Below are 23147 nucleotides of genomic sequence, written 5' to 3'. Positions count from 1 at the left end.
GAAGAGCACTGTTCATTGTTAATGTGTATTGCACTCGCAACTTAAGTAACTCAACTAGATCAATCTAACGATTAAAAATATGAAAACCTACAAAACAAAAGTAGCAAATTGTATTAACTAAACGGTAACAATTTAAACGTTGCTGTAACTTTGTCCGGTCGTTCAGTTTTGCTTCATTTTAGAGTGGCAAATTAATCGGGTTATTTTATTGATAGGTCGTATTTAGTGACCACGTTATCTATATAACGATGTCTTAGAGTGTTTTTACCCTCGTTTCCAGTACCATAACTTAAAGCGCGGTTCATTAATTTGAGAGCTTTATGTAAGCTTTGTCGCTCCTCCAAAGTTAAGCCGATTTTAGTGCGTAGCTCAGTAATATCATCAATAAGTAATTTAGCGACATCTAGCTGCACTGCTTCTTCAACTAAGCCATTTTGTGTGAGGACGCCATATTTGCTGCATAAAAACTGTTGCCATACTTGTTGTAAATGTTCCTCAATTTCACTACCAAACAACTCTTCATTTATTGCAAATCCTTGCTCGGCCAGTTTACTCAGATGATTTGAATATTGCTGGGCAAAATAATTAAATGCTTGGCAAGATGAAGTAATGTCGTGCTTAATAATTAATTGCCCCCAACTCGCCGCGCCACGAGGGTAGTAGTCTTGATATTCTTCACATTGGTAAATACCTGAATATGAACTGCACTCTAACTGACTCTGCAAACAGTAACTTGGCTTTGGAAATAAACTACTTTGCTGCCATTCTGATAAGGTTTCCTCATCAATTGATAGGGTCTGACACAGCTCTTCGGTAGTGTAAAAGTAGGTTGCCAAAAATTTAGAAAGTTGCATTGTCAAATACTCGTTATAAATACTGTTAATATATACAGTGTTTGATTTTGGCTTAACTTTGATTTTTTCTCAAGTATTTTTATTTATTACAGCTCACTACTCGGAAAATGGCTGTGTTTATGATACAACTAGCGCAAATTTTCCAAACATTAAAAAAGTTATGCGCAACCTAGAAACAATTAAACAAGCAAGTTTGATCACCGCTATAAAAACACCATATTTAACGAATGGTGAAATTGACCTTGCTTGCTATGACGGCCTTGTTGAGCAACAAATTGCAGCTGGCGTTGATGGCATTATTGTGGGCGGTACCACAGGTGAAGGCCAACTAATGAATTGGGAAGAACACTTAATGCTGATTGCACATAGTGTTAGCAAATTCTCAGATCGTTTACTAATTGTAGGTAATACGGGTAGTAACAATACCCGTGAAGCGATTAAAGCAACCGAGTATGGTTTTGCTACAGGGATGGATGCTGCGCTACAAATCAATCCATATTACGGGCGTACGTCTTTGGCCGGAGTAAAAGAACACTTTAATCGTTTACTAGATATTGGTCCTGCGTTTATTTACAACGTAGCAGGTCGTACAGGTCAAGATCTAACCCCCGATATCATTGAACCACTCGCTAAGCACGAAAACTTTATTGGTGTAAAAGAGTGCGGTGGCAATGAGCGAATTGCTCATTATGAACAGCAAGGCATTGCTTGTTGGTCAGGTAACGACGATGAAGCGCATGATGCAAGACACATTCATAAAGCCCACGGTGTTATCTCGGTTACATCTAATATTATTCCAGGCTTATTCCGTCACTTGATGAATGAAAAGAATGATGCATTAAACGCAAAATTACAGCCTTTAATGGGGTGGTTGTTTTGCGAGCCTAATCCAATTGCGATAAATACTGCTCTGATGATGACAGGTGCGGTGAACCCTGTTTTCCGTCTACCTTATGTGCCACTATCAAATGAGCAACAAAAAATAGGGTTAGCATATATTAACGAACTTGATATTGCTGATATAGTAGGCGAAAAAGCACAACTTTTAGCTGAAAAAGACGTCATTTTACGATAAAAATGAATGAGTGCTTAATTACTTTTGTAATTAAGCACCATTGTTTTACTTTTTTGTAGCTAATAGGTAAAATTAGCAATCGTTTGGCGTTATAAGAATAATACTTGTGAAATTTGTTGTTGATAATCTGTGTTTATGGGTTGCACCCGAGCAACAAGTAGCAGGATTAAGCCACCTCGATCTTCTCGACCTTGATTTAAGCTGGGTTGCACCTATGCAGCGTCGCCGTTTAAGCCCTTTCATGAAAATGGCTCTTCATACTATGCATCAAGCACAAGGGAATCACGAGCAGCTCGCCGTAAATTTTTCATCGCGTCATGGCGACTTACCAAAAACGGCGAATCTATTACATTCACTAGTTGAACAAGAGCCTCTTTCTCCTACCGCATTTGGTTTGAGTGTGCACAATGCCGCAACCGGGTTGTTCTCTATTATTGCAAAAAATAAAGCACCAATGAATGCCATCGCAGGTGGGCAAGACAGTATTATTTCTGCCATGATCGATGGCTTTGCACGTGTTCATATTGGTGTTGAGCAGCAAATTTTAATAGCCCATGCCGAAAGCGTATTACCCGATGAATACTTACCATTTAGCGATGAGCAACAAATTGCTCATAGTGTGTCGTTTGTATTATCAAAAGCACAGATCGGTAAGCCGTATTTTGAATTAATAAAACTTCCTGAATCAGAACATACGCAAAGTGACTCATGTTTACCATTGAGTTTGCAATTGGCAGCTGCTTTAACAAGCAAAGGAACACAATCGCTGCTTTCACATCAACAATCAGCTTGGATGCTACAGTACCATGGCGACTAACTTTTATATAAAGTTGAATAAAATTTGGCGTGTATTGGCAACGGGGTTTTGTTTTACTGTATTTGGTTTTGGCGGTATTCTTCTAACCTTATTGGTTTTACCTATCCAACGCTTATTTGAACCCTGCCAAGCAAAACGTAAGCAAAAAGCGCGTTTAACGGTTCATTATAGTTTTAAATTTTTTGTTGCCTTGATGCATTACACTGGTGCTATCCATTTTTCGGTGCATGATAAACAGCGATTTCATGATCTTAAAGGGCAACTTGTACTTGCCAATCATCCTTCATTAATTGATGTTGTGGTGCTGATATCTGTCATTAAAAATGCTGACTGCGTGGTCAAAGCACACCTATTTAAAAATCCATTTATGCGCGGTGTAATTAAGGGCACAGGTTATATTAGTAATGAAGACCCACAAGAGTTACTAAACGAATGTGAAGCATCACTTGCTGCTGGAAATAACCTGATTATCTTTCCTGAAGGCACCCGCACAACCCCTGGTGAACAGTTAAAATTTAAGCGTGGCGCTGCGAATATTGCTGCTCGCTGTAAAGCCCCTATTACCTCAGTGCTGATTAGTATGAAACCAAGTACTTTGACCAAAGGCACACCATGGTATTGCGTCGCAGCAACAAAAGCGCATTTTGAAATGCGCTTTGCCAGTGACCCATTTACATTTAATGACACACTTAATAATGAACAACCCGCTATGCAAGCACGACAATTAACCCGTGATTTGCAACATTACTTTTCAGAGGAACTCAGGCACCTATGACTGAACTAAAGAACAAAATAAAACAATTAATCATTAGCAGCTTAGATCTTGAAGATATTACCGTGGATGATATTGAAAATGACCAACCTCTATTTGTTGATGGTTTAGGTCTAGATAGCATCGATGCGCTTGAGCTTGGTTTAGCCATTAAAAAAGAGTTTAACGTTAAAATTGACGCAAACTCAGAACAAACAAAAGCCCATTTTGCATCAGTAGATGCACTGGCAGAATTTATTAACCAACACCAATCATAATACAGACTTAGAAGTAGGAATAAGCATGAAAACCGCTGCTGACATTTACAACGTTTTACAGGGCATTTTAGTAGATGAATTTGAGATTGATGCTGATGATATCAGCCTAGATGCGCACCTGTATCAAGACTTAGATCTTGATAGCATTGATGCTGTTGACTTAGTTGTAAAGTTACGCGAAATCACTGGCAAAAAAATTGAGCCAGATGCATTTAAACAAGTGCGTACTGTGCAAGATGTGGTAAACGAAGTAGAAAAACTCGTTTCATAAACATTATTATGCTCAAAGCGATAACCACAACACTGCTCTTAGTGTGCTTATCTTTATACCCGTTTATTGTGTATTTTGGATTACAGCATATCTCATTAAGGCAAGTGAGCTTGGTACTGATGGTATTGGTCGGCTTAAGGCTTTTGCTTAGCAAAAAGCTGCTCAAATCTATGCCATGGATAAAACCCGCCTCTATTTTGGCAATTATCGCTTTAGCAACAACGCAGTTTTTTAACAGTGATCTGGGCTTAAAACTTTACCCAGTCATTATAAATACAGTAATGGCAATCACCTTTGCTTATTCGCTGAAAAATGGCCCAACAGTCATTGAGAGTTTTGCTCGAATTAAAGAGCCTGATCTTGATGAAAAAGGGGTTAATTACACGCGCCAAGTTACTAAAGTATGGTGCGCGTTTTTTATTATTAATGGCAGTATTGCGTTATACACTAGCCTATTTACTTCGTTAAAGACATGGACTCTGTACAACGGATTAATAGCCTATATTCTGATAGCTCTCTTAGGCCTTGTGGAATGGCTTGTAAGACAAAAGGTTAAAAGTAATGGTAGCGAGTAACCTGAAATTTCACCCAGACGCTGCATTTGTTGTTGCAGGGCAGCCAATAACACAAACACAGTTTTATGCTGATATTGCGGCTTATCAAAGTAAGCTCACAGCGCTGAAAACTGGCAGCCATGTAGTGTTATTCCATCCTGATACCTACCAATTTGCAGTGCGCTTATTTGCTTTAGCCTGTAGTGGTCATAATGTCATTTTGCCACCTAATGGTCAGCATGAAACATTAAGTTTATTGCTTGCGCAGTCTGCTTTTTTTGCTGGTGATGCAACTAATATCGATGACGATGTGTTATTTACCAACCTTGAACAAAGCCTTGGTCACACGCCTTTGCAAACTAACCGTTTACAATGGCCAACAAACACTGCTGTTATATTTTATACGTCAGGCTCATCAGGACAATCTAAACCGATTGTGAAACCGTGGCGGGTATTAAATAGAGAACTCGCAGTATTATCAATGTCATTTGACTTACCACGTCAATTTACGTTTTTAGCGACCGTATCGCATCAACATATTTATGGCTTATTGTTCCGTTTACTTTGGCCGTTGTCTAAGGGTCATATAATTGATAGCGAGCAAATTCAGTATCCAGAACATATCGCGCAAAGGTTAAAAACCATTCGATATGCTGTGCTCGTTTCAAGCCCAGCACAGCTTGGCCGTTTATGTGCTGATAATGTGTTAATACCTGAACGCGACAAAATTAAGTGGTTATTTTCCTCTGGCGGACCACTCAATAATGAGCATGCCGAAACTTTATTTAATCAGTTAGCTCGCCCTGCTACCCAAGTCTTTGGAAGTACAGAGACTGGCGGTATTGCTTATCGACAAGTTACGCAGGCGGCGGTCGATGTACCATGGCAGCCGTTTAATGGTAATTTTTTATCGTTAAATCATGAAGGGCGATTGATGCTAGATTCTGCGATTTTAGAGCAATCGAACTTTCCTTTAGATGATAGAGCACTCGTTCATAAAAATGGTCAATTTAAACTGTTGGGCCGTATAGACAGAACGATAAAAATTGAAGAAAAACGTTTAAATTTAGATGAGCTTGAGAGTTATCTGCAAAACCATGACTGGGTAAAAGAAGTAAAAGTAGTGGTTATTCCAGCCAAGCGTGTACAAATTGGTGCGGTGGTTGTGCTCAGTGATGAAGCTAATAAAGAGCTTGAACAACACGGTAAATTAGCAATAAACCGCGCATTACAAGCGCACCTCTCAAACCGCTTTGAACGTATTTGCTTACCACGTAAATGGCGCTACATCGATGCACTTCCTTTTAACAGCCAAGCTAAATTAAGTTTAAAAACATTGGAGCAGTATTTTGCCAAGCCTGAATAACGTAACCCCAGAGGTGGCCGTTTTATCACAAACTGAAACTAGCGTGAGTTTAGCGTTAACCATTGCAGCTGATTTAGATTATTTTCGCGGCCACTTTCCAGATGCGCCAATTTTAGCAGGCGTAGTACAGCTGGATTGGGCAGTAAAATATGCTCAGCAATATTTGGGTTTTGGCAAACTTGTACAAGATTTAGAAGTGTTAAAGTTTCAGGTAGTAACAACCCCTGATATGACGGTAAACCTAACCCTTGAGCGTAATGCAAAAGGTAAGTGCTTGTTTAGCTATCAATCAGACAAAGGCCAGCATGCGTCTGGTCGAATTGTATTTTGTGATTAAGCCATGAACCAGTTTTGTATTGTTATTCCTAATTACAATCATACACATGCTATTGCTGCTGTACTCGATGAGCTAAAAGAATTACAGCTGCCAATTATCATGGTTGATGATGGTAGTGACGAAGATGCCAAGCAAGTATTTGCAGAGCTTGACACTCAGTACGACTTTTTAACCTTGATAAGCCATGCTCAAAATCAAGGTAAGGGTGGGGCCGTTCAAACTGGGTTGTTGGCTGCCTATCAACAAGGGTTTAGCCATGCTATTCAGGTTGATGCAGACGGTCAGCACTCGTTAGCAGATATTAGTAAGTTGATTGAACTGAGTAATGAATCACCGAAAAAAGTGATCAGCGGTTGTCCAATTTATGACAGCTCAGTGCCTAAGCACCGTTATTTGAGCCGTTATATCACCCATTTTTGGGTTTGGGTGGAGACCCTAAGCTTTGATATTGTCGATTCAATGTGTGGTTTCCGGGTTTATCCATTAGCAGCTGTTGAACAATTAATGACAAAGCAACCGCTTGGCAAGCGCATGGACTTTGATATCGAGATTTTGGTCAGGCTTTATTGGCAAGGTGTAAAAGTCACGTTTTTGCCAACCCAGGTCATTTACCCTGAAAATGGCGTATCTCACTTTCGAGCCTTACACGATAACGTGGGAATTTCTTGGCTACATACGCGTTTATTCTTTGGCATGTTGCTACGCTCACCTAAGCTACTTTGGCGTAAGGTGGCTGGCTAATGGCTGTAAAGCACTGGTCAAAAATGCAAGAACGTGGCAATCGCTTTGGCATGCAGATATTGCTTGTGTGTTATCGCGTATTTGGTCGTAAAGGCTTGTGGCTGGTGCTGTTTCCAGTGGTGTTTTATTTGTTTTTAACAGGCAAAACTGCCCGCCAAGCATCACATACATTCTTAACTCAAGCGCGTAAGGTGAATGGTAATAGTAAAGCCGTTACTTGGCGTGACAGCTTTCGTCATTTTTGCTGCTTTGCAGACAGCGCTTTTGACAAAATAGATGCTTGGCTTGGGCGAATACAGCAACATAACATTCTTTACACTAACGAAGCGCTTTTTAAACAACTTGATGAGCAACAGCAAGGGGCTATTTTTATCGGCTCGCATCTTGGCAACTTAGAGGTATGTAGGGCCCTTAGCCAACACAGAAACAGTAAAACGATTAATGTATTGGTGTTTACTCATCATGCCGTTGAGTTTAATAAATTACTGAAAAGTATTAATCCGGATGTTGCGGTAAACCTCATTCAAGTAACCGATCTTGGCCCAGATATGGCGATTATGCTTAAAGAAAAAGTCGAGCAGGGTGAAATAGTGGTGATTGTCGGTGATAGAACCAGTACCACCACTACAGGAAGAGTAATCGAAGCTGACTTTTTAGGTAAGCCAGCCCCTTTTTCACAAGGGCCATTTATTTTAGCTGCGCTGTTAGATTGCCCGGTGTTTCATCTGTTTTGTTTAAAAGATAAAAAGCCAAATGGCGAAATATTTTACCGCGTGATTTTTGAAAAATACGCCGACAAGCTCGTTTTACCGCGTAAAACGAGACAACAAACATTACAACAAATTGTCAGTGATTATGCGCAAAGGCTCAGTTTTTACGCTGCGGCCTATCCGTATCAATGGTTTAATTTTTATGATTTTTGGCAAAATGACGAGCATGTGTCTCGTGGTCAAAACAAGGAGAACTAAGGTGTCAAAGCACACGACTACCGTATTTGGCGAGCAGCGTTTATCGATTGAAGATATTGTTCATATTGCATTAGAGCAAGGTGCTGTAGCGTTAACATCAGACCGTCAATTTGCGAATAAAATAGACAGCGCCGTAGCGTTTTTAGATAAGTTGCTTGAAGATGATGGCGTGATATACGGCGTTACCACAGGTTATGGCGACTCGGTAACCGTAAAAGTGCCACTTGATTTAGTCAATGAATTACCACTGCACCTTACTCGTTTTCATGGATGTGGCCTTGGCGATGTTTTTAATCTAGCCCAAGGACGCGCTATTTTAGCGACCCGTTTAACCTCGCTTTCACAGGGGTATTCTGGTGTTAGCTGGGATATGTTGAACTTATTACGTGACTTTTTAAATCACAATATTGTACCGGTAATTCCGCAAGAAGGGTCGGTGGGAGCCAGTGGTGATTTAACCCCGCTTTCGTATGTAGCCGGTGCCATGGTTGGTGAGCGCGATGTGTATTACAAAGGCGAAATTAAAAACAGTCTAGAGGTGATGCAAGAACTTGGCTTAAAGCCATTAAAGCTGCGCCCGAAAGAAGGGCTGGCAGTCATGAATGGCACGGCCGTGATGACAGCTTTGGCATGTCTTGCTTATGATAGAGCAGATTACTTAGTTAAATTGACCAGCCGTATAACAGCCCTTGCAAGCCTTGCATTAAAAGGTAACAGTCATCACTTTGATGATATTTTGTTTTCGGTGAAGCCACATCCAGGGCAACAGCAAGTAGCTGCATGGATCCGTGGAGACTTAAACCATGTAGAGCACCCGCGTAACGCTGACCGCTTGCAAGATAGGTATTCAATTCGCTGTGCCCCACATGTTATTGGTGTTCTTCAAGATAGTTTGCCGTGGTTTAGGCAAATGATTGAAAATGAACTAAATTCGGCGAATGACAATCCAATTATTGATGGTGAAGGTGAACACGTGCTGCATGGTGGTCACTTCTATGGTGGCCATATTGCAATGGTGATGGATAGCATGAAAACGGCTGTGGCAAATTTAGCAGACTTAGCTGACAGACAAATAGCATCGTTAGTGGATACACGCTATAACAATGGGTTACCCTCTAATCTATCGGCAAGTAACGATGAGCGCCGTTACATTAACCATGGTTTTAAAGCGGTGCAAATCGGTGCTAGTGCGTACACTGCTGAAGCATTAAAACTGACCATGCCAGCGAGTGTGTTTTCTCGTTCGACCGAGTGTCATAACCAAGATAAAGTGAGTATGGGAACCATAGCAGCGCGAGATTGTTTACGTATATTGCAGCTTACTGAACAAGTGGTTGCAAGTACCTTGCTCGCGAGTATTCAAGGTCTACGTTTACGTATTAACAGTGGTGAGCTTGAGTTTGCTAGTTTAACTAGTGATGTACAAAGTATGTATCAAGACATTAGCGAGTTTTTCCCGCTGCTTGATGAAGACCGTCCACTAGAAGCTGTTCTTCGCTATACGGTTGACGCTATTCAAACAAAACGTTGGAGTTTATATGCATAGTCGTGGCTCGTTGCTGAGCACTCATGTTGAGATTGAAATTCCTTTTCATGATTGCGATCCAATGAATGTGGTATGGCATGGTAATTACCCGCGCTATTTAGAAGTCGCGCGCTGCGAATTACTGCGTTTGTTTGACTATGACTATGTGCAAATGCAAGAGTCTGGCTATGCGTGGCCGATTATTGACATGCATATTAAGTACGTCGGCTCAGCATTGTTCACACAAAAAATCCGCGTTGATGCGTACTTAAAAGAATATGAAACACGATTACGTATCGATTACGTAATCACTGATTGCGCTACAGGTAAAAAGTTAACCAAAGCAACGACTATCCAAGTTGCGGTTGATATAGAGAAAAAAGAAATGCAGTTTGTTTCGCCGCCTGTTTTACATGAAAAACTTCAAAAGGTGATTTAATGCGATTAAGCGTGTTGTTACTGAGTGTGCTAGTTTTTTTTCCTGTGTTTGCATCAAGCGCAGTGACAGAGCAAGGCACATTTAGCCAAGAGAAGCATTTTAAAGGATTTAGTAAACCTTTTATATCAACAGGTTCGTTTGAACTTGCTGAAGATGGCCTCACTTGGCAGGTTGAGTCTCCGGTTAAAAGCACGCTATTAATTAAGCAAGGGCAAGTATATACCCTTAACGCTCAAGATGAGCCGCAGCTACAAAAAGGCGCTGAGCCTTACGTTAATTTACTGCAAGCAATTTTAAAGCATGATGAAGTGGCGCTTGCTGAGCAATTTACGATGACAGACCATGCAGAGCCCGGTTGTCAGACTTTATTACCTAAAGATGACCTGCTAAAGCAGCTATTTAGTCAGTTCGAATTATGTGTAGCAGCAGAGCAAGTGAGCCGTGTGCGTCTTCAAGAAGCAAATGGTAACTTTACTGTATTACGCTTTGCTTATCCTCACAATGAGCAAAAACAGTGAAAGCATGGGGCCTAACGCTCGCTTGGCTGAGCCTATTAGTTAGCGCCTTAGTGGCTGTTTTTATTCTAAAACAGCCTACGTTGAATAATGATATTTTGGCTTTGTTGCCAAAGTCAGAACCGCGTTTACAGCAAGTCGAAGAACACTTTTTTTCAGCTAACAAACAGCAGTTGAGCTTTTCTTTTCGTGGTGAGAATGCAGTAAAAGCTTATGATGAATTACATCAATGGCTGGCGAGCAAACACATTGAGCCTCGTTTTAAGTTACCAGAAATATCCCAGTTGGCAGCATTTTACGGTCAGTACGCAGGGCATTTAGTTTCCGAGGAATATAAGCAAGCGATTGGCGATGCTAATCGCTTTCAACAGTATTACTTTAATCAGTTGAGTAAAGTCGCTGATCCTTTTGTTTCAAGTACTATCAACCAAGACCCTACGCTTGCTACAGCGGGGTTCTTATCCGAGGCAATGGCGCACATGCAGCAATTTGAGCTGCAAGATGGCCGAATTAACATTAACTATCAAGGTGATGAGTATTTAATGTTATTCGTGCAAAGTGCTGACAATGCCTTTTCAATAAATCAATCAATAGCTTTGAGCAATGAGATAGTTACCTATATCGCTGAGCTTGAAAGCCGCTATCCCGATACACAAATTCGCTATGCCGGTGCTTTATTTCATACCGCAGCAAATGCGCAGCAAGCCAAATTTGAAATGACCTTGTTTGGTTCGGTGAGCTTGCTGGCGCTTATTTTGATGGTGGTGTGGGTGTTTCGCTCGATAAATGCATTGTGGCTGGCCTCTGTAACCGTGATAAGCGCCGCTATTGGTGGCACCATTGCGCTGATCAGTATTTTTAGTCAGGTGCATGTATTAACCATGGTGTTTGCAGTGACGCTGATTGGTATTGCCATTGATTATGCATTTCATGGCATGCTTGATTTAACCGAGCAGCCGCAAGGTTTTAGCCAAGGGCTCAAACTGGCGCTGCTCTTGTCGTTACTAACCACTATACTCGGTTACGCGAGTTTGTTTTTCTCGCCAGTACAGTTACTCAGTCAAGTAGGCGTATTTGTTGTTGCAGGGCTAGTTACAGCTTGGCTTTGCACCCGTATCTTATTTCCCTATTGGCAAGCTGGTTTAACCATTAACGCTGCTGCTCATCGATTAGCAAACATGTTAAGTGGTTATTTAAAACGATTAACGCATTATCGCGTTGCACTCAGCATGCTGATGTTAGTGTTTCTAAGTGCCTTTGCCTTACTAAAACCCCCTGTGATTAATGATGATGTAAAGCTGTTAAATGCAAGTCCTGCTGATTTAATGCAAAACGAAGCGTTGCATATGTCTTTATTAGGAAAAGATAATGGCCAAATCATGATTTTATTTGCCGATAATGCGCAGCAATTACTAGAAAAACAAGAAACACTCAAGACAAAAATAACTGGGCTCAATGGTAACGTATTGATGCTTAGTGACTTAGTGCCTAGTAAGCAATTGCAAAAACAAAACTACGAGCAATTACATTCGGCCCAGCAAGCCATGAGTGTGGTTAGCCAAATGACAGGGACGCCTGTTGAGCTCTCAACATCAATGCTTGATTTAAACGCGGCACTTAATTCACCATTAGCGCCGTTAATCGCTAACCAAGTGATCTCAAACAATACACTCACCGCAAGCTGGTTTATGGTAACCGGTGTAAATAAATCCGAGCTTAAGGGTTTGGCCAACGCTTCTACAGACTTAATTGTTTACGATAAAGTTGCGATGATAAGCGAAGGTTTAAGCCATTACTCAAATTCGTTACTGGTGACACTGGCCATTGCGATGATCTTTGCGTTATTACTTTTTAGCGTTAAATTTGGTTTTAAAACAGCATGTAAGCAAATTTTAGTGCTTATACTAACAACTTCTGCAGTACTGCTGCTCTGCAGTGCGCTGCAATCTCAGCTATCGATTTTTAATCTGTTAGGCTGTTTATTGATATTAGCCTTGGCAATTGATTATTTGGTGTTTTATCAAGTTAATAATTTAAGTCCTAGCAATGTGCTTGCAATTAGTTTATCAGCGGCTTCATCGATGTGGGTATTTGGCATGTTGGCCGTTTCGAAAACACCAGCTATTTTCAGTTTCGGACTAACGGTGTTAGTGGGGTTAGTATGTATCTATATCCTTGCGCCGCTCAGTATTGCATTACCTAAAAATAAGGAAAAATAATAGGTGAATAATCAAGTTCAACAGGCTGATGTTGTTATTATTGGTGCTGGCCCTTCAGGTGCAGTGGCAGCCAGTTTACTAGTGAAAAAAGGTTGGCATGTGGTGATGTTAGAGCAGCAAACCTTTCCTCGTTTTTCGATTGGTGAAAGTTTATTACCTCAGTGCATGAGCTTTTTAGCTGAGGCAGACCTTGAGCAAGCGGTGCAAGCACAGGCACAATCGCTTGGTTTTCAGTTTAAAAATGGTGCGGCGTTTCAGCGTCGGGGCGACCACACAACGATCGATTTTACCGAAAAATTTAGCGAAGGCCCTGGCACGACTTTTCAGGTAAAACGTGCGGACTTTGATAAATGCTTAGCCGATGGTGCCATGCAGCAGGGGGCTGAAATACGTTACCAGCATAGCGTGTTTGCGTACACCGATTGTGAAGATGGCGCTTTACTTGATGTTACAGATGAAAACCAGCAAAGCTATCAAATTAAAGGGCGTTTTGTACTTGATGCCAGTGGTTTTGGCAGAGTATTACCTCGCTTACTTGATTTAGAGTCAGCATCAAATTTCCCTGTACGCTGGGCTTTTTTCAGCCATTTTAAAGATAATATTAGCGATCCCCAGTTTGACCGTGAAAAAATCTTAATTAATGTTCATCCAGAGCATAAAGATATTTGGTATTGGTTGATTCCATTTAGTGATGGTACGGCAAGCATTGGTGTAGTTGGTAAACCAGAGCAGCTTGAAGATAAACTCCCCCTCGCTGGCTTAAATGAATTTATCGAGCAAGACAGCTATTTAAGTGAGTTATTAGCCAACCGAGAAGCTATAGGTGAAGCGCGTGCTATCAAAGGCTATTCTGCTAATGTGTCGAGCTTGTATGGTGAGCATTTTGCACTACTTGGTAATGCAGGTGAATTTTTAGATCCGGTGTTTTCATCTGGGGTGACGATTGCGTTAAAATCAGCCTCATTGGTTGCTCCTTTAGTTGATAGCTACTTACGTGGTGAGCAAGTTGATTTCAAAAACGATTACAGTGAGCCTTTGCAACAAGGAGTTAATTGCTTTAGAACCTACGTCAGTGCTTGGTATGATGGCTCATTTCAAGACGTGATTTTTTACAGTGAGAAAAACCAACAAATTCGCGAGATGATCAGTGCTATTCTTGCAGGCTATGCTTGGGATTTACAAAACCCATTTGTAAAACAAAGCAACAAACGCTTAAATACGTTGGTTGAATTATGTCGCGATTAACACGCTCTTTGCTTTTAAGTTTGAGCATATTAGTGGCTAGTTGTGCCAGTGAATTTGCTGTAAAAACGGGCGTTGATTTAGCGCCAAATGCAGGAATTTACTTGCTTGATCCACCTCCGTCATTAGTTGCTGATAATTGGCAGCAAGTGCTTGAAGTACGCCATGGTGATGAGCGGTATACGTTACTAGCGCAGCTGAGTTTAAATAGTGAAACAGGTATCAACTTGGCTGTTATGACGGCTCAAGGTATGCCTATTTTTCAATTAGAAAAAGCGCCACTTGGGCCAATTAAAAGCGAAAAAATGCTCCCAATCAACGCTGTTGATCCTCGTTATATTCTCGCTGATATCATGCTTGTGCACTGGCCTGTTACTGTGCTGAACTCTCAGCTTTATGGCTTGAACCTAGATGAACAAGGAACGACGCGACGTTTATATCAGGGTGAGCAGTTAATTAGTGAAATTCGCTATTTAGACGGTGCAACAGAACTTGTAAACTATCAGCGAAATTACAAAATTAAATTTCAAAGGGTTAATTGATTATGCCATTTTGGCTTAACGACTTAGGTATTGTTAGTGCATTGGGGGTTGGTCACCAACAGACAATGCAAAGTATCAGCTTACAACCTAAACAAACACTCACAGAGGTGACGTCGCTTGCATTTGAGCAGCGTCCAACCTTTGTCGGCTTGGTTAATGAGTTGCCATTAACAGCATCAATGCGATTTTATCAGCTAATCGATTTAGCGCTGGCGCAAATTGCAGACACATTAGCAAGCATAAACATTCCGAGCAGCCGTATTGCTGTGGTGATTGGTACCAGTACTGCAGCCATTCAAGAAGGTGAAAGAGGCCGAAAATCCCATGCGGCGCAGGGAAAGTGGCCAGAGGGATTTGATTATTACGACCAAGCGCTCGTCGCTCCGGCCAATTACATTGCCAAAAAGCTCGCTGCAAACGGGCCCTGTTATAGTATTTCAACTGCGTGTAGTTCAAGTGCCAAAGCGCTTATTAGTGCTCGCGCCTTACTTAGTGCCGATTTAGCCGATGTGGTGATTTGTGGAGGGGTAGATAGCTTGTGTCAACTCACTATCAATGGTTTTGATTCGTTATCTTCTATCAGTGATGAAATTTGTAAGCCATTTAGCGCTGACAGAGCAGGCATTAATATTGGTGAAGCCGCAGCGTTATTTGTTATGAGTAAAGAGCAGCATACAAAACAAAGTATCGCCTTTTTAGGTGGTGGTGAAAGCTCTGATGCCCATCATATTTCAGCTCCGATTGCTGATGGTTCTGGTGCAATCGCAGCTATGACAATGGCATTGCAAGACGCGAATTTAAGGCCATCAGATATCGACTACATAAATGCTCATGGGACAGCAACGCCGCAAAATGATGCAATGGAATCTTTGGCAATCAGTGAAGTGTTTGGTCAAAATACCAAGGTGAGCTCCTCTAAACATTTAACCGGGCATACTTTAGGAGCCGCAGGTGCTTTAGAGGCTGGGTTATGTTGGTTATACCTAGCTTATCCAGAGTTTAATGATTTAGTGTGGAATCAGGTTACTGAGGATGACTCTTTAGCTGAAATTGGCTTAATAACGCAATCAGAAAAAGCAGAAATTAATCACTGTTTATCAAATTCATTTGCCTTTGGTGGCAATAATGTCAGTGTAGTATTAGGACATCTAAATGAATCATTATAAAATTGAGCAAGTAGTCCCTCACAGAAAACCAATGATTTTGCTCAATCGTCTCAGTAATTACAGCGAAGAGTCAGGTTGCTGCGAAGTTGATATTAGTTCACACAGCCCGTTTTATGACGAGAGCTTAAATGGAGTTGCTAGTTATATTGGCTGTGAATATATGGCGCAAACTATCGCGGCCTACGCTGGTGCGCTGGCAAAGGACAAAGGGGATGAAGTTCAAATTGGCTTTTTAATTGGTACGCGCAAATATAAAACCTATGCCCCGGTATTTAAAAACGAGCAGACGCTTAAAGTATCGGTCACAAAATTATATCAAGAAGAATCAGGGTTAAGTGTATTTGAGTGTCAAATTCACAGCGATGAAACATGCTTAGCAGAAGCTAAAATTAATGTGTTTCAACCACAGGACCCAATGCAGTTTATAAGAGAAAATCAATGACAAAACGTATTTTAGTCACAGGCTCAAGCCGCGGAATAGGCAAAGCAATCGCTCTTAGATTAGCTAACGATGGCTTTGATATCGCTGTTCATTGTCGCAGTGGTGTGGCTGAAGCCGAGCAAACCTGTCAAGAAATTAGTGTCCTTGGTCGCCACGCAAGCTTATTGCAATTTGATGTGTGCGATAGAGAGCTTGCTAAACAACAAATTGAAGCAGATATCGCTGAGCATGGTACTTATTACGGCGTGATTTGTAATGCTGGTATCACTAATGATATGGCGTTTCCAGCAATGCAAGGTGATGACTGGGATAAGGTGATCCGTACCGGCCTTGATGGTTTTTACAACGTGGTTCATCCAACCGTGATGCCAATGGTGCAAGGTCGTAAAGGTGGACGTATCGTAACTATGGCATCAGTGTCAGGGATTGCTGGTAATCGCGGGCAGGTAAACTACAGTGCAGCGAAAGCGGGCATAATTGGTGCGACAAAAGCGCTTTCGCTCGAGCTTGCTAAGCGTAAGATCACCGTTAACTGTGTGGCACCTGGATTAATCGAAACCGAAATGACAGACGATTTACCAGTTGATGAAATGCTAAAAATGATCCCATTAAAACGTATGGGCTCAGTTAATGAAGTGGCTGGCACGGTGTCATTTTTATGTTCAGATGACGCTGCGTATATCACACGCCAAGTTATTTCTGTGAACGGCGGTATGGTGTAATGAAGCGCGTTGTTGTTACAGGCATGTCTGCCATTACCGCATTAGGTGATACATGGGGCGAATTTAAATCAGCTTTGCAAAAAGGTGAAAATGCCGTTCAGTACATGACTGACTGGGATGTTGCGCCAGAATTAAACACTCGATTAGCCGCACCTGTTACTCATTTTAGTAAACCAAGCCACTACAAACGCAAACAAGTTCGCTCAATGGGGCGCGTTGCTATGATGTCGACGCGAACCACTGAGCTTGCTTTAGAAGAAGCTGGTCTGCTCGAACACCCAAGTCTAACCGATGGTTCAACAGGTATTGCCTTTGGTTCGTCAACGGGGTCAACGCCACCATTATTAGCTTTTGCGAAAATGATGGAAACTGGTGAAATGAATGGCGTAACGGCAACTAGTTACATCCAAATGATGGCTCACACAGCACCAGTGAATGTGGGCGTTTTTTTTGGCTTAAAAGGTCGGGTGATCACCACAAGCTCAGCTTGTACATCAGGTTCTCAGGGGATAGGTTATGCCTACGAAGCCATTAAGTATGGACGTCAAAAAGCCATGGTTGCTGGTGGTGCAGAAGAGTTGTGTATCACTGAAGCCGCGGTATTTGACACCTTATATGCTACAAGCACCAAAAACGATGCTGCGAAAAGCACGCCACGGCCATTTGATCAAAATCGTGACGGTCTCGTTATTGGTGAAGGCGCGGGCACACTCATTTTAGAAGAGTATGAACACGCTGTTGCCCGTGGAGCGACTATTTATGCTGAGTTAGTCGGTTTTGGTTGTAACTCAGATGGTCAACATGTCACGCAGCCCACTGCAGAAACAATGCAAGTAGCTATCGAAATGGCACTGAATGATGCACAGCTTACTGCTAGTCAGATTGGCTATGTAAATGCCCATGGTACTTCAACGGACCGTGGTGATATTGCGGAATCTCTGGCGACTTTCAATGCCCTTGGGAAGAAACCAATTAGCTCATTAAAAAGCTATTTAGGTCACACCTTAGGAGCGTGTGGTGCCATTGAAGCATGGGCAAGTATTAACATGATGAATGATGGTTGGTTTGCACCTACTATCAATTTAACTGATGTCGATGCTGAGTGCGCTGATTTAGATTATATCAAGGGTAATGGCCGTGAAATACAAACAGATTACATCATGAGTAATAATTTTGCGTTTGGTGGCATCAATACGTCGTTAATCTTTAAAAAGTGGCAAGCATGATCAACCGCTGCATTTTAAGTATTTTATTTGTTCTAACTTTTAATGCTTATGCTGCAGAAGATAGTGCAGAAAAAGGTGCTGCAAAAATGGAGCTAGGCGCTGGCCTGTTTTATGCTGATATCCCACATTATTTGGGATCGGATGAAAGTGAGCACTACTTATTGCCTGTGCCTTATTTTCGTTATCAAAGCGATAAAATGGCCATCGACCGCAACAATTTCACTGGTTTTTTGTGGCAACAAGAAAATCTTCATTTAGATTTATCTGCCAATGTGGGGCTTGCGGTTGACAGTGAAGACAATAAAGCCCGAGAAGGTATGGATGATCTAGATTGGGTGTTTGAATTAGGGCCTTCACTTAATTACTACCTAATAGGTGAACCAAACGCTAAACAGCACTTGTATTTAAGCCTGTTTGCACGCAAAGCCATTGCAACGGATTTCTCTGGTATTGATGATATTGGTTGGCGTTATGGACCAAGTGTGTATTATCGAGTGCCGATCATCGAAAAGGCGGATTCACAATTTTCATTAGCGTTTCGTGGCAATATCAACTTTGCTACCGATAAATACCTTGATTACTACTATGGGGTGAGTGACTTACATAGCAATGAAACTCGCCAAGCATACTCAAGCCGTTCAGGTTTTTCTGGTGCTGATGTATCAATTGGGGTACATTTTGACACGCCAAAGTATTGGTTAGGTGGTTTTGTTAAATATCATCACCTTGCTGACAGTCAACAAGATGCAAGCCCACTCGTGAAGCAAGATTATAATGTTTCGGTTGGTTTTGGTGTTGCATGGAAGTTTTATAGAAGGAATTTTTAAATGAAGTTATTGACCCTTGCATGTGTTTTAGTTGCTTGTTTGTTTTCAGTAAAAAGTTTTGCACGTGATGATATACAAACCCTACCTATACAAGCATTACTTGAAACCAGTAAAGCGAAACAAGCACTGTTAGATATTCCACTTTACTTTGCTGATCAAAGTCATAACACCATTAAAACTAAGTATGGTGAAGTTATCACCAATAAGAAAACCAACGCGTTTAATAAAACGGACCGTGAAGCCTGTGAATGGGTAATGCTTAGTGCTTTAAAAGCATTACAAGAGCGTGCTGTACGTGAAGGCATGAATGCGGTTGTAAATATTCAGTCGTACTACAAGAAACGTGAGTTTGTTAGCCAAACCGAATATCAATGTGGTGCGGGTACATTTATCGCTGGTGTGGCATTAAAAGGCACTTTAGTTAAGTTATAACTAACTAAAGTCATTTTTTTTCTGTATAATTTGCGACCCTTGATATGATGGCCGCAGGTTATACAGCATGAATTTTAAATCATTTAGTTTTTCTTCTGAGCTTTTACAGGCATTAGAAGAGCTTAATTTCGAAACGCTTACTCCCGTTCAACGTAGTGCAATTCCTGCGGTAAGAAAAGGCAAAGACGTACTTGTTAGTGCGCAAACAGGCACCGGTAAAACGGCTGCTTTTGCATTGCCTATTATTCAAAAGTTATCAGAATCTGCTGTTAGTGATAAGAATGCGCCAAGTGCCCTAGTGTTAGCGCCTACTCGTGAATTAGCAGAGCAAATAGCCAATAATTTTAAAGCGTTTGCCAAATACACGGAATTAAAAACTGTTTGTCTTTTTGGTGGGGTTAATCTTGCAGGCCAAGCTAATGACTTAAAAGCGGGTGTCGATATTGTAGTTGCAACACCTGGCCGCTTACTTGACCAACTTCGTTTGGGTAACATTAGTTTAGCTAAAGTGAAGCATTTAGTGCTTGATGAGGCTGACCGCATGCTAGACATGGGGTTTATCAGCGATATGCAAAATATTATCAATGGCTGTGATGAAGCGCGTCAAATCTTATTGTTCTCTGCAACTTTTCCAGCTGCAATTAAACAGTTTGCAAGTAAAGTTTTAAAGCAGCCTGAAGTCATTCATGTAGATCAAACAAACAGTACTGCAGAAACAGTGCAACACGTTGTTTATCCAGTTGAAGAACGTCGTAAGCAAGAGCTTTTATCTGAATTGATTGGTAAGAAAAATTGGCAGCAGGTACTTGTTTTCGTAAACATGAAAGAAACCGCTGATGAGCTTGTCAAAGAGCTGAATCTTGATGGTATTCCTGCAGTTGTTTGTCATGGCGATAAAACACAAGGTAATCGCCGCCGTGCTTTACGTGAATTTAAAGAAGGTAAAGTTCGCGTACTGGTAGCCACTGAAGTAGCTGCCCGTGGTATTGATATTGAAGGTTTACCACGTGTGATTAACATCGACCTACCTTGGCTTGCAGAAGATTATGTTCATCGTATTGGTCGTACCGGTCGTGCAGGTAAACCTGGCCAAGCGATTTCATTTGTGAGCCGTGAAGAAGAAAACACGTTATTCGATATCGAAAAGTTAATTGGTCAGCGTATTAAGCGTATTGTTTTACCTGGTTACGAAGTAAGTAACCGTGATGTATTGATTGATAAAATAGTTAAAAAGCCATCACATTTACGCCGCAGTCGCACAAACAAGCCTTCAGGTCAGGCAACTGGCGAGGCTCGTGCGAAAAACCGTTCACGCATCGCAAATGTTCGCAAATCTTTGAAAGGCAATAAACTAAGCCTTAAAAAGTAATAAATTTTCTACAAAAAGCCCCATTGCTGTTTGGCAATGGGGCTTTTTTTGGCTCTATATATAGTACGAACGGAGTATTTTGTTAATTTTTATGGTGTTAAATGCAGAATTAGATTAACAAATGTACCATGCTGAATTACAATCGCTTTGAAATCAGTCAAGTAGCGTTTCTAACGCGTCAGTGTCTAAATGGATGTTTATGCAGTACTTAAAAAGAATTATAAAAAAAATAATCACCCCTACTTTTTTACTTGGTGTTGTCTGTGTGCCTTTTTATGCCAATGCATTTGATAAAGCAGAGTTCTCCCTTGCCCATATAAAAGAGTCCATCAGCGTTGATGGTGTAATGGATGAACCGCATTGGCAAGAAGCCACAAAAGTGTCATTAAAATATCAAAATGAACCAACCGAAAAAGGCACACCGCTTGTACAAACTGATGCCTATATGTATGAAGATGGTAAATACTTGTATGTTGGCTTTATTGCAAAAGATGATGACCCTTCACAAATTCGTGCTGCACTTCGTGACCGCGACACGCTTTGGCAAGATGACAATGTTGCCTTGATGATTGATACGTTCAACGATGAACGAACTGGTTATGAGTTTTATGTAAATCCACTAGGTGCGCAAGGGGATATGCGCATGACGGATATTGACGATTGGGTGGAAGACCCATCGTGGGATGCCATTTGGGATAGTGCAGGGCAAATTAATAACGATGGCTATGTGGTTGAAATGCGTATTCCGTTCACTGCTCTTCGCTTTCCAAAAGATCAAGCTGAGTTAACGTGGAGTTTTGCTGTATGGCGTAATTACCCGCGTGATGTATTTTATCAAATGTCGAATGTTGGTTTTGACAGAGATGTAAAATGTAGCTTTTGTCAGTTTGATAAACTAACAGGCTTTGCCAACATGACTGAAAGCCAAAACATTCAGCTTACGCCAACTTTAACTGCGCTTCGCCATGATACCAAAGACGCAGTGCCTGGTGATTGGCAAAATGGCGATATTGATACTGAAGCGGGCTTGGACTTACGTTGGGGTGTGACGCAAGATGCGGTTATTAATGCCACCATTAACCCTGACTTTTCGCAGGTCGAGGCCGATTCACTTGAACTTGATGTAAATACTACTTACTCAATTTACTACGCTGAAAAGCGTCCATTCTTTTTAGATGGCGCCTCTTATTTTAATACCAGCCAACTAGAGCTTTTATATACGCGAATGATTGCTGAACCTGATGTAGGTTTAAAATTAACAGGTAAAACCGGCGCGCACAGCTACGGCTTTATGTACGCTGACGATCAGAATACCAGTGTCTTACTTCCGACTAACCAAGGTTCGGGCTTTGCTAATCTAGCAGATAAAACACAAGCAGTTGCGGGACGATATCAATTTGATATCGGCCAAAAAGGCACAATTGGTGTGATGAGCACTCACCGTGAAAATGATGATTACCATAATACAGTGTTATCTCTAGATGGCAGCTACTGGTTTAATCAATCAGATAGTTTGCAGTATCAAGTAGCAAGCACAGATACCACTAACTCAGAATTTTTAGTTGATTATTATGGCGTTGATAAAAATCAATCAGATCAAGCTTATGCTATTGAATTTACTAGAACTAAGCGTGATTACGAAGTTTATGCTAATTACGAAAATATAGGTAAAGAATACCGCTCAGACTTAGGTTACCAAGCTAAAGTTGATTACGAGCAAATACAATTAGGTGGTGGGCAAACCTGGTACCGTGATGCTGATGATGCAATCACTGAGTACAGCTATAATGCTGAATGGGATAAAACTTGGGCGCAAAATGGCGACTTACTTGAAGAAGAATACGATGGCTTTTTTACCTTTAAAGGTAAGATGCAATCGCAAACAGAAATTGGCTTTATCCATCGTAATGAATTTTATGCCGGTGAGTTTTTTAATCAAAACATAGGTTATATCTACGGCGGTTTTAGACCCATCCGCGATGTCCGTTTCTTATTATATGCTCAATATGGCAGCAAAATTGACTACAGTAATGCAGCTCTAGGTACAATGGTCCGCATTGAACCTGAGATGACGTGGGATATTAACGATCATTGGCAGGTTCAGTTGGAGCACAGCTACAGCTACCTAGATAACGAGCAAAATGAGCGTGTTTATACTGCTAACTTAACGGATCTACGCGTTTATTATAAATTTAATATGCGTTCAATGCTGAAACTCGTTTTGCAGTTTGAAGATGTTGATCGAAACAACGAAGCTTATCGATTTGATGTAAGCCAAACTAACCGCGATTATGGTAGTCAGTTAGTGTATTCGTACAAGATTAACTCACAAACACTGTTTTATTTAGGGTATTCAGATAAAGGATACCAAGACGATTCGTTGGAAGGTCTTGAGCGTGATCAACGCACCTTCTTCACTAAGCTAAGCTATGCATGGCAGCTATAGCTGAAGCAATATAATAAAAACTT

25 protein-coding genes are annotated in these 23147 nt (G+C 41.2%); 24 read left to right on the top strand and 1 reads right to left on the bottom strand.

Going from position 1 to position 23147, the window contains the following annotated elements:
• Positions 1 to 200: 200 nt before the first annotated feature.
• Positions 201 to 854: a DUF6058 family natural product biosynthesis protein gene (locus EVU92_RS19000; protein WP_130052721.1), complete on the bottom strand. Its 654-nt coding sequence runs from the start codon at positions 852 to 854 to the stop codon at positions 201 to 203.
• A gap of 160 nt (positions 855 to 1014) precedes the next feature.
• On the opposite strand from EVU92_RS19000, the gene dapA reads away from it, so the two are divergent.
• From dapA to EVU92_RS18880, 24 genes are all read left to right on the top strand, one after another.
• On the top strand, positions 1015 to 1929 hold the full coding sequence (gene dapA, locus EVU92_RS18995; RefSeq protein ID WP_130053029.1) for a 4-hydroxy-tetrahydrodipicolinate synthase: 915 nt from the start codon (positions 1015 to 1017) through the stop codon (positions 1927 to 1929).
• 106 nt (positions 1930 to 2035) lie between these two features.
• Positions 2036 to 2746, top strand: a complete 711-nt coding sequence (locus EVU92_RS18990) for a beta-ketoacyl synthase chain length factor (RefSeq protein WP_130052720.1) — start codon at positions 2036 to 2038, stop codon at positions 2744 to 2746.
• Entirely contained in the window at positions 2736 to 3521 is a 786-nt protein-coding gene (locus EVU92_RS18985) for a lysophospholipid acyltransferase family protein (protein WP_130052719.1), read from the top strand. Before EVU92_RS18990 ends, EVU92_RS18985 begins: the two co-directional genes overlap by 11 nt.
• A complete protein-coding gene (locus EVU92_RS18980) occupies positions 3518 to 3775 on the top strand; it encodes a phosphopantetheine-binding protein (protein ID WP_054554555.1) in 258 nt (85 codons plus the stop codon). Before EVU92_RS18985 ends, EVU92_RS18980 begins: the two co-directional genes overlap by 4 nt.
• A gap of 25 nt (positions 3776 to 3800) precedes the next feature.
• Positions 3801 to 4046 (top strand): acyl carrier protein, encoded by a 246-nt coding sequence (locus tag EVU92_RS18975; RefSeq protein ID WP_054554554.1) that lies wholly within the window; start codon positions 3801 to 3803, stop codon positions 4044 to 4046.
• Between the two features lie 8 nt (positions 4047 to 4054).
• Complete coding sequence (locus EVU92_RS18970) at positions 4055 to 4621, top strand: hypothetical protein (RefSeq protein WP_130052718.1); 567 nt, start codon at positions 4055 to 4057, stop codon at positions 4619 to 4621.
• Positions 4608 to 5966: a class I adenylate-forming enzyme family protein gene (locus EVU92_RS18965; protein WP_130052717.1), complete on the top strand. Its 1359-nt coding sequence runs from the start codon at positions 4608 to 4610 to the stop codon at positions 5964 to 5966. The genes EVU92_RS18970 and EVU92_RS18965 overlap by 14 nt, the downstream gene beginning before the upstream one ends.
• On the top strand, positions 5950 to 6303 hold the full coding sequence (locus EVU92_RS18960) for a thioester dehydrase (protein WP_063707686.1): 354 nt from the start codon (positions 5950 to 5952) through the stop codon (positions 6301 to 6303). The genes EVU92_RS18965 and EVU92_RS18960 overlap by 17 nt, the downstream gene beginning before the upstream one ends.
• Positions 6304 to 6306: 3 nt before the next feature.
• Positions 6307 to 7044 carry a glycosyltransferase family 2 protein gene (locus tag EVU92_RS18955; protein WP_130052716.1) on the top strand — a complete coding sequence of 246 codons (738 nt, stop codon included), beginning with the start codon at positions 6307 to 6309 and terminating at the stop codon, positions 7042 to 7044.
• Positions 7044 to 8012, top strand: coding sequence for an acyltransferase (locus EVU92_RS18950; protein ID WP_130052715.1), 969 nt, complete (start codon positions 7044 to 7046; stop codon positions 8010 to 8012). Before EVU92_RS18955 ends, EVU92_RS18950 begins: the two co-directional genes overlap by 1 nt.
• A 1-nt stretch (position 8013) precedes the next feature.
• On the top strand, positions 8014 to 9558 hold the full coding sequence (locus EVU92_RS18945; RefSeq protein WP_239977050.1) for an aromatic amino acid ammonia-lyase: 1545 nt from the start codon (positions 8014 to 8016) through the stop codon (positions 9556 to 9558).
• Positions 9551 to 9976, top strand: a complete 426-nt coding sequence (locus EVU92_RS18940; RefSeq protein WP_054554548.1) for an acyl-CoA thioesterase — start codon at positions 9551 to 9553, stop codon at positions 9974 to 9976. Before EVU92_RS18945 ends, EVU92_RS18940 begins: the two co-directional genes overlap by 8 nt.
• Positions 9976 to 10494: an outer membrane lipoprotein carrier protein LolA gene (locus EVU92_RS18935; protein ID WP_130052714.1), complete on the top strand. Its 519-nt coding sequence runs from the start codon at positions 9976 to 9978 to the stop codon at positions 10492 to 10494. The genes EVU92_RS18940 and EVU92_RS18935 overlap by 1 nt, the downstream gene beginning before the upstream one ends.
• Positions 10491 to 12710: a transporter gene (locus EVU92_RS18930; protein ID WP_130052713.1), complete on the top strand. Its 2220-nt coding sequence runs from the start codon at positions 10491 to 10493 to the stop codon at positions 12708 to 12710. The genes EVU92_RS18935 and EVU92_RS18930 overlap by 4 nt, the downstream gene beginning before the upstream one ends.
• 3 nt (positions 12711 to 12713) lie before the next feature.
• Positions 12714 to 13955, top strand: a complete 1242-nt coding sequence (locus EVU92_RS18925; RefSeq protein WP_130052712.1) for an NAD(P)/FAD-dependent oxidoreductase — start codon at positions 12714 to 12716, stop codon at positions 13953 to 13955.
• Positions 13943 to 14494, top strand: coding sequence for a DUF3261 domain-containing protein (locus EVU92_RS18920; RefSeq protein ID WP_130052711.1), 552 nt, complete (start codon positions 13943 to 13945; stop codon positions 14492 to 14494). Before EVU92_RS18925 ends, EVU92_RS18920 begins: the two co-directional genes overlap by 13 nt.
• Positions 14495 to 14496: 2 nt before the next feature.
• On the top strand, positions 14497 to 15660 hold the full coding sequence (locus EVU92_RS18915; RefSeq protein WP_130052710.1) for a beta-ketoacyl-ACP synthase: 1164 nt from the start codon (positions 14497 to 14499) through the stop codon (positions 15658 to 15660).
• Entirely contained in the window at positions 15647 to 16102 is a 456-nt protein-coding gene (locus tag EVU92_RS18910; protein ID WP_130052709.1) for a hotdog family protein, read from the top strand. Before EVU92_RS18915 ends, EVU92_RS18910 begins: the two co-directional genes overlap by 14 nt.
• Complete coding sequence (gene fabG / locus EVU92_RS18905; protein WP_130052708.1) at positions 16099 to 16824, top strand: 3-oxoacyl-ACP reductase FabG; 726 nt, start codon at positions 16099 to 16101, stop codon at positions 16822 to 16824. The genes EVU92_RS18910 and fabG overlap by 4 nt, the downstream gene beginning before the upstream one ends.
• Positions 16824 to 18050, top strand: a complete 1227-nt coding sequence (locus tag EVU92_RS18900; RefSeq protein WP_130052707.1) for a beta-ketoacyl-ACP synthase — start codon at positions 16824 to 16826, stop codon at positions 18048 to 18050. The genes fabG and EVU92_RS18900 overlap by 1 nt, the downstream gene beginning before the upstream one ends.
• The gene (locus EVU92_RS18895) at positions 18047 to 18877 is read left to right on the top strand and encodes a MipA/OmpV family protein (protein WP_130052706.1); all 831 of its coding nucleotides are present in this window, start codon (positions 18047 to 18049) and stop codon (positions 18875 to 18877) included. Before EVU92_RS18900 ends, EVU92_RS18895 begins: the two co-directional genes overlap by 4 nt.
• Entirely contained in the window at positions 18878 to 19309 is a 432-nt protein-coding gene (locus tag EVU92_RS18890) for an excinuclease ABC subunit A (RefSeq protein WP_130052705.1), read from the top strand. It abuts the gene before it with no gap.
• 67 nt (positions 19310 to 19376) lie between these two features.
• Positions 19377 to 20678: a DEAD/DEAH box helicase gene (locus tag EVU92_RS18885; RefSeq protein ID WP_130052704.1), complete on the top strand. Its 1302-nt coding sequence runs from the start codon at positions 19377 to 19379 to the stop codon at positions 20676 to 20678.
• A 193-nt stretch (positions 20679 to 20871) separates the two neighbouring features.
• Entirely contained in the window at positions 20872 to 23124 is a 2253-nt protein-coding gene (locus tag EVU92_RS18880; RefSeq protein WP_130053027.1) for a carbohydrate binding family 9 domain-containing protein, read from the top strand.
• The last annotated feature ends 23 nt before the right edge of the window (positions 23125 to 23147 follow it).

The sequence above is a fragment of the Pseudoalteromonas sp. MEBiC 03485 genome, assembly GCF_004195145.1.
Classification (GTDB): Bacteria; Pseudomonadota; Gammaproteobacteria; order Enterobacterales; family Alteromonadaceae; genus Pseudoalteromonas; species Pseudoalteromonas apostichopi.
This window is presented reverse-complemented; position numbering and strand designations above follow the sequence as displayed.

What these genes read in the sequence shown, in the direction of transcription:
- EVU92_RS18900 (WP_130052707.1), top strand. Translation starts at nt 16,824, where the DNA reads ATGAAGCGCGTTGTTGTTACAGGCATGTCTGCCATTACCGCATTAGGT.
- EVU92_RS18965 (WP_130052717.1), top strand. Translation starts at nt 4,608, where the DNA reads ATGGTAGCGAGTAACCTGAAATTTCACCCAGACGCTGCATTTGTTGTT.
- EVU92_RS18915 (WP_130052710.1), top strand. Translation starts at nt 14,497, where the DNA reads ATGCCATTTTGGCTTAACGACTTAGGTATTGTTAGTGCATTGGGGGTT.
- EVU92_RS19000 (WP_130052721.1), bottom strand. Translation starts at nt 854, where the DNA reads ATGCAACTTTCTAAATTTTTGGCAACCTACTTTTACACTACCGAAGAG.
- EVU92_RS18985 (WP_130052719.1), top strand. Translation starts at nt 2,736, where the DNA reads ATGGCGACTAACTTTTATATAAAGTTGAATAAAATTTGGCGTGTATTG.
- EVU92_RS18940 (WP_054554548.1), top strand. Translation starts at nt 9,551, where the DNA reads ATGCATAGTCGTGGCTCGTTGCTGAGCACTCATGTTGAGATTGAAATT.
- EVU92_RS18920 (WP_130052711.1), top strand. Translation starts at nt 13,943, where the DNA reads ATGTCGCGATTAACACGCTCTTTGCTTTTAAGTTTGAGCATATTAGTG.
- dapA (WP_130053029.1), top strand. Translation starts at nt 1,015, where the DNA reads ATGCGCAACCTAGAAACAATTAAACAAGCAAGTTTGATCACCGCTATA.
- EVU92_RS18880 (WP_130053027.1), top strand. Translation starts at nt 20,872, where the DNA reads ATGTTTATGCAGTACTTAAAAAGAATTATAAAAAAAATAATCACCCCT.
- EVU92_RS18970 (WP_130052718.1), top strand. Translation starts at nt 4,055, where the DNA reads ATGCTCAAAGCGATAACCACAACACTGCTCTTAGTGTGCTTATCTTTA.
- EVU92_RS18890 (WP_130052705.1), top strand. Translation starts at nt 18,878, where the DNA reads ATGAAGTTATTGACCCTTGCATGTGTTTTAGTTGCTTGTTTGTTTTCA.
- EVU92_RS18895 (WP_130052706.1), top strand. Translation starts at nt 18,047, where the DNA reads ATGATCAACCGCTGCATTTTAAGTATTTTATTTGTTCTAACTTTTAAT.
- EVU92_RS18935 (WP_130052714.1), top strand. Translation starts at nt 9,976, where the DNA reads ATGCGATTAAGCGTGTTGTTACTGAGTGTGCTAGTTTTTTTTCCTGTG.
- EVU92_RS18955 (WP_130052716.1), top strand. Translation starts at nt 6,307, where the DNA reads ATGAACCAGTTTTGTATTGTTATTCCTAATTACAATCATACACATGCT.
- EVU92_RS18910 (WP_130052709.1), top strand. Translation starts at nt 15,647, where the DNA reads ATGAATCATTATAAAATTGAGCAAGTAGTCCCTCACAGAAAACCAATG.
- fabG (WP_130052708.1), top strand. Translation starts at nt 16,099, where the DNA reads ATGACAAAACGTATTTTAGTCACAGGCTCAAGCCGCGGAATAGGCAAA.
- EVU92_RS18980 (WP_054554555.1), top strand. Translation starts at nt 3,518, where the DNA reads ATGACTGAACTAAAGAACAAAATAAAACAATTAATCATTAGCAGCTTA.
- EVU92_RS18885 (WP_130052704.1), top strand. Translation starts at nt 19,377, where the DNA reads ATGAATTTTAAATCATTTAGTTTTTCTTCTGAGCTTTTACAGGCATTA.
- EVU92_RS18975 (WP_054554554.1), top strand. Translation starts at nt 3,801, where the DNA reads ATGAAAACCGCTGCTGACATTTACAACGTTTTACAGGGCATTTTAGTA.
- EVU92_RS18950 (WP_130052715.1), top strand. Translation starts at nt 7,044, where the DNA reads ATGGCTGTAAAGCACTGGTCAAAAATGCAAGAACGTGGCAATCGCTTT.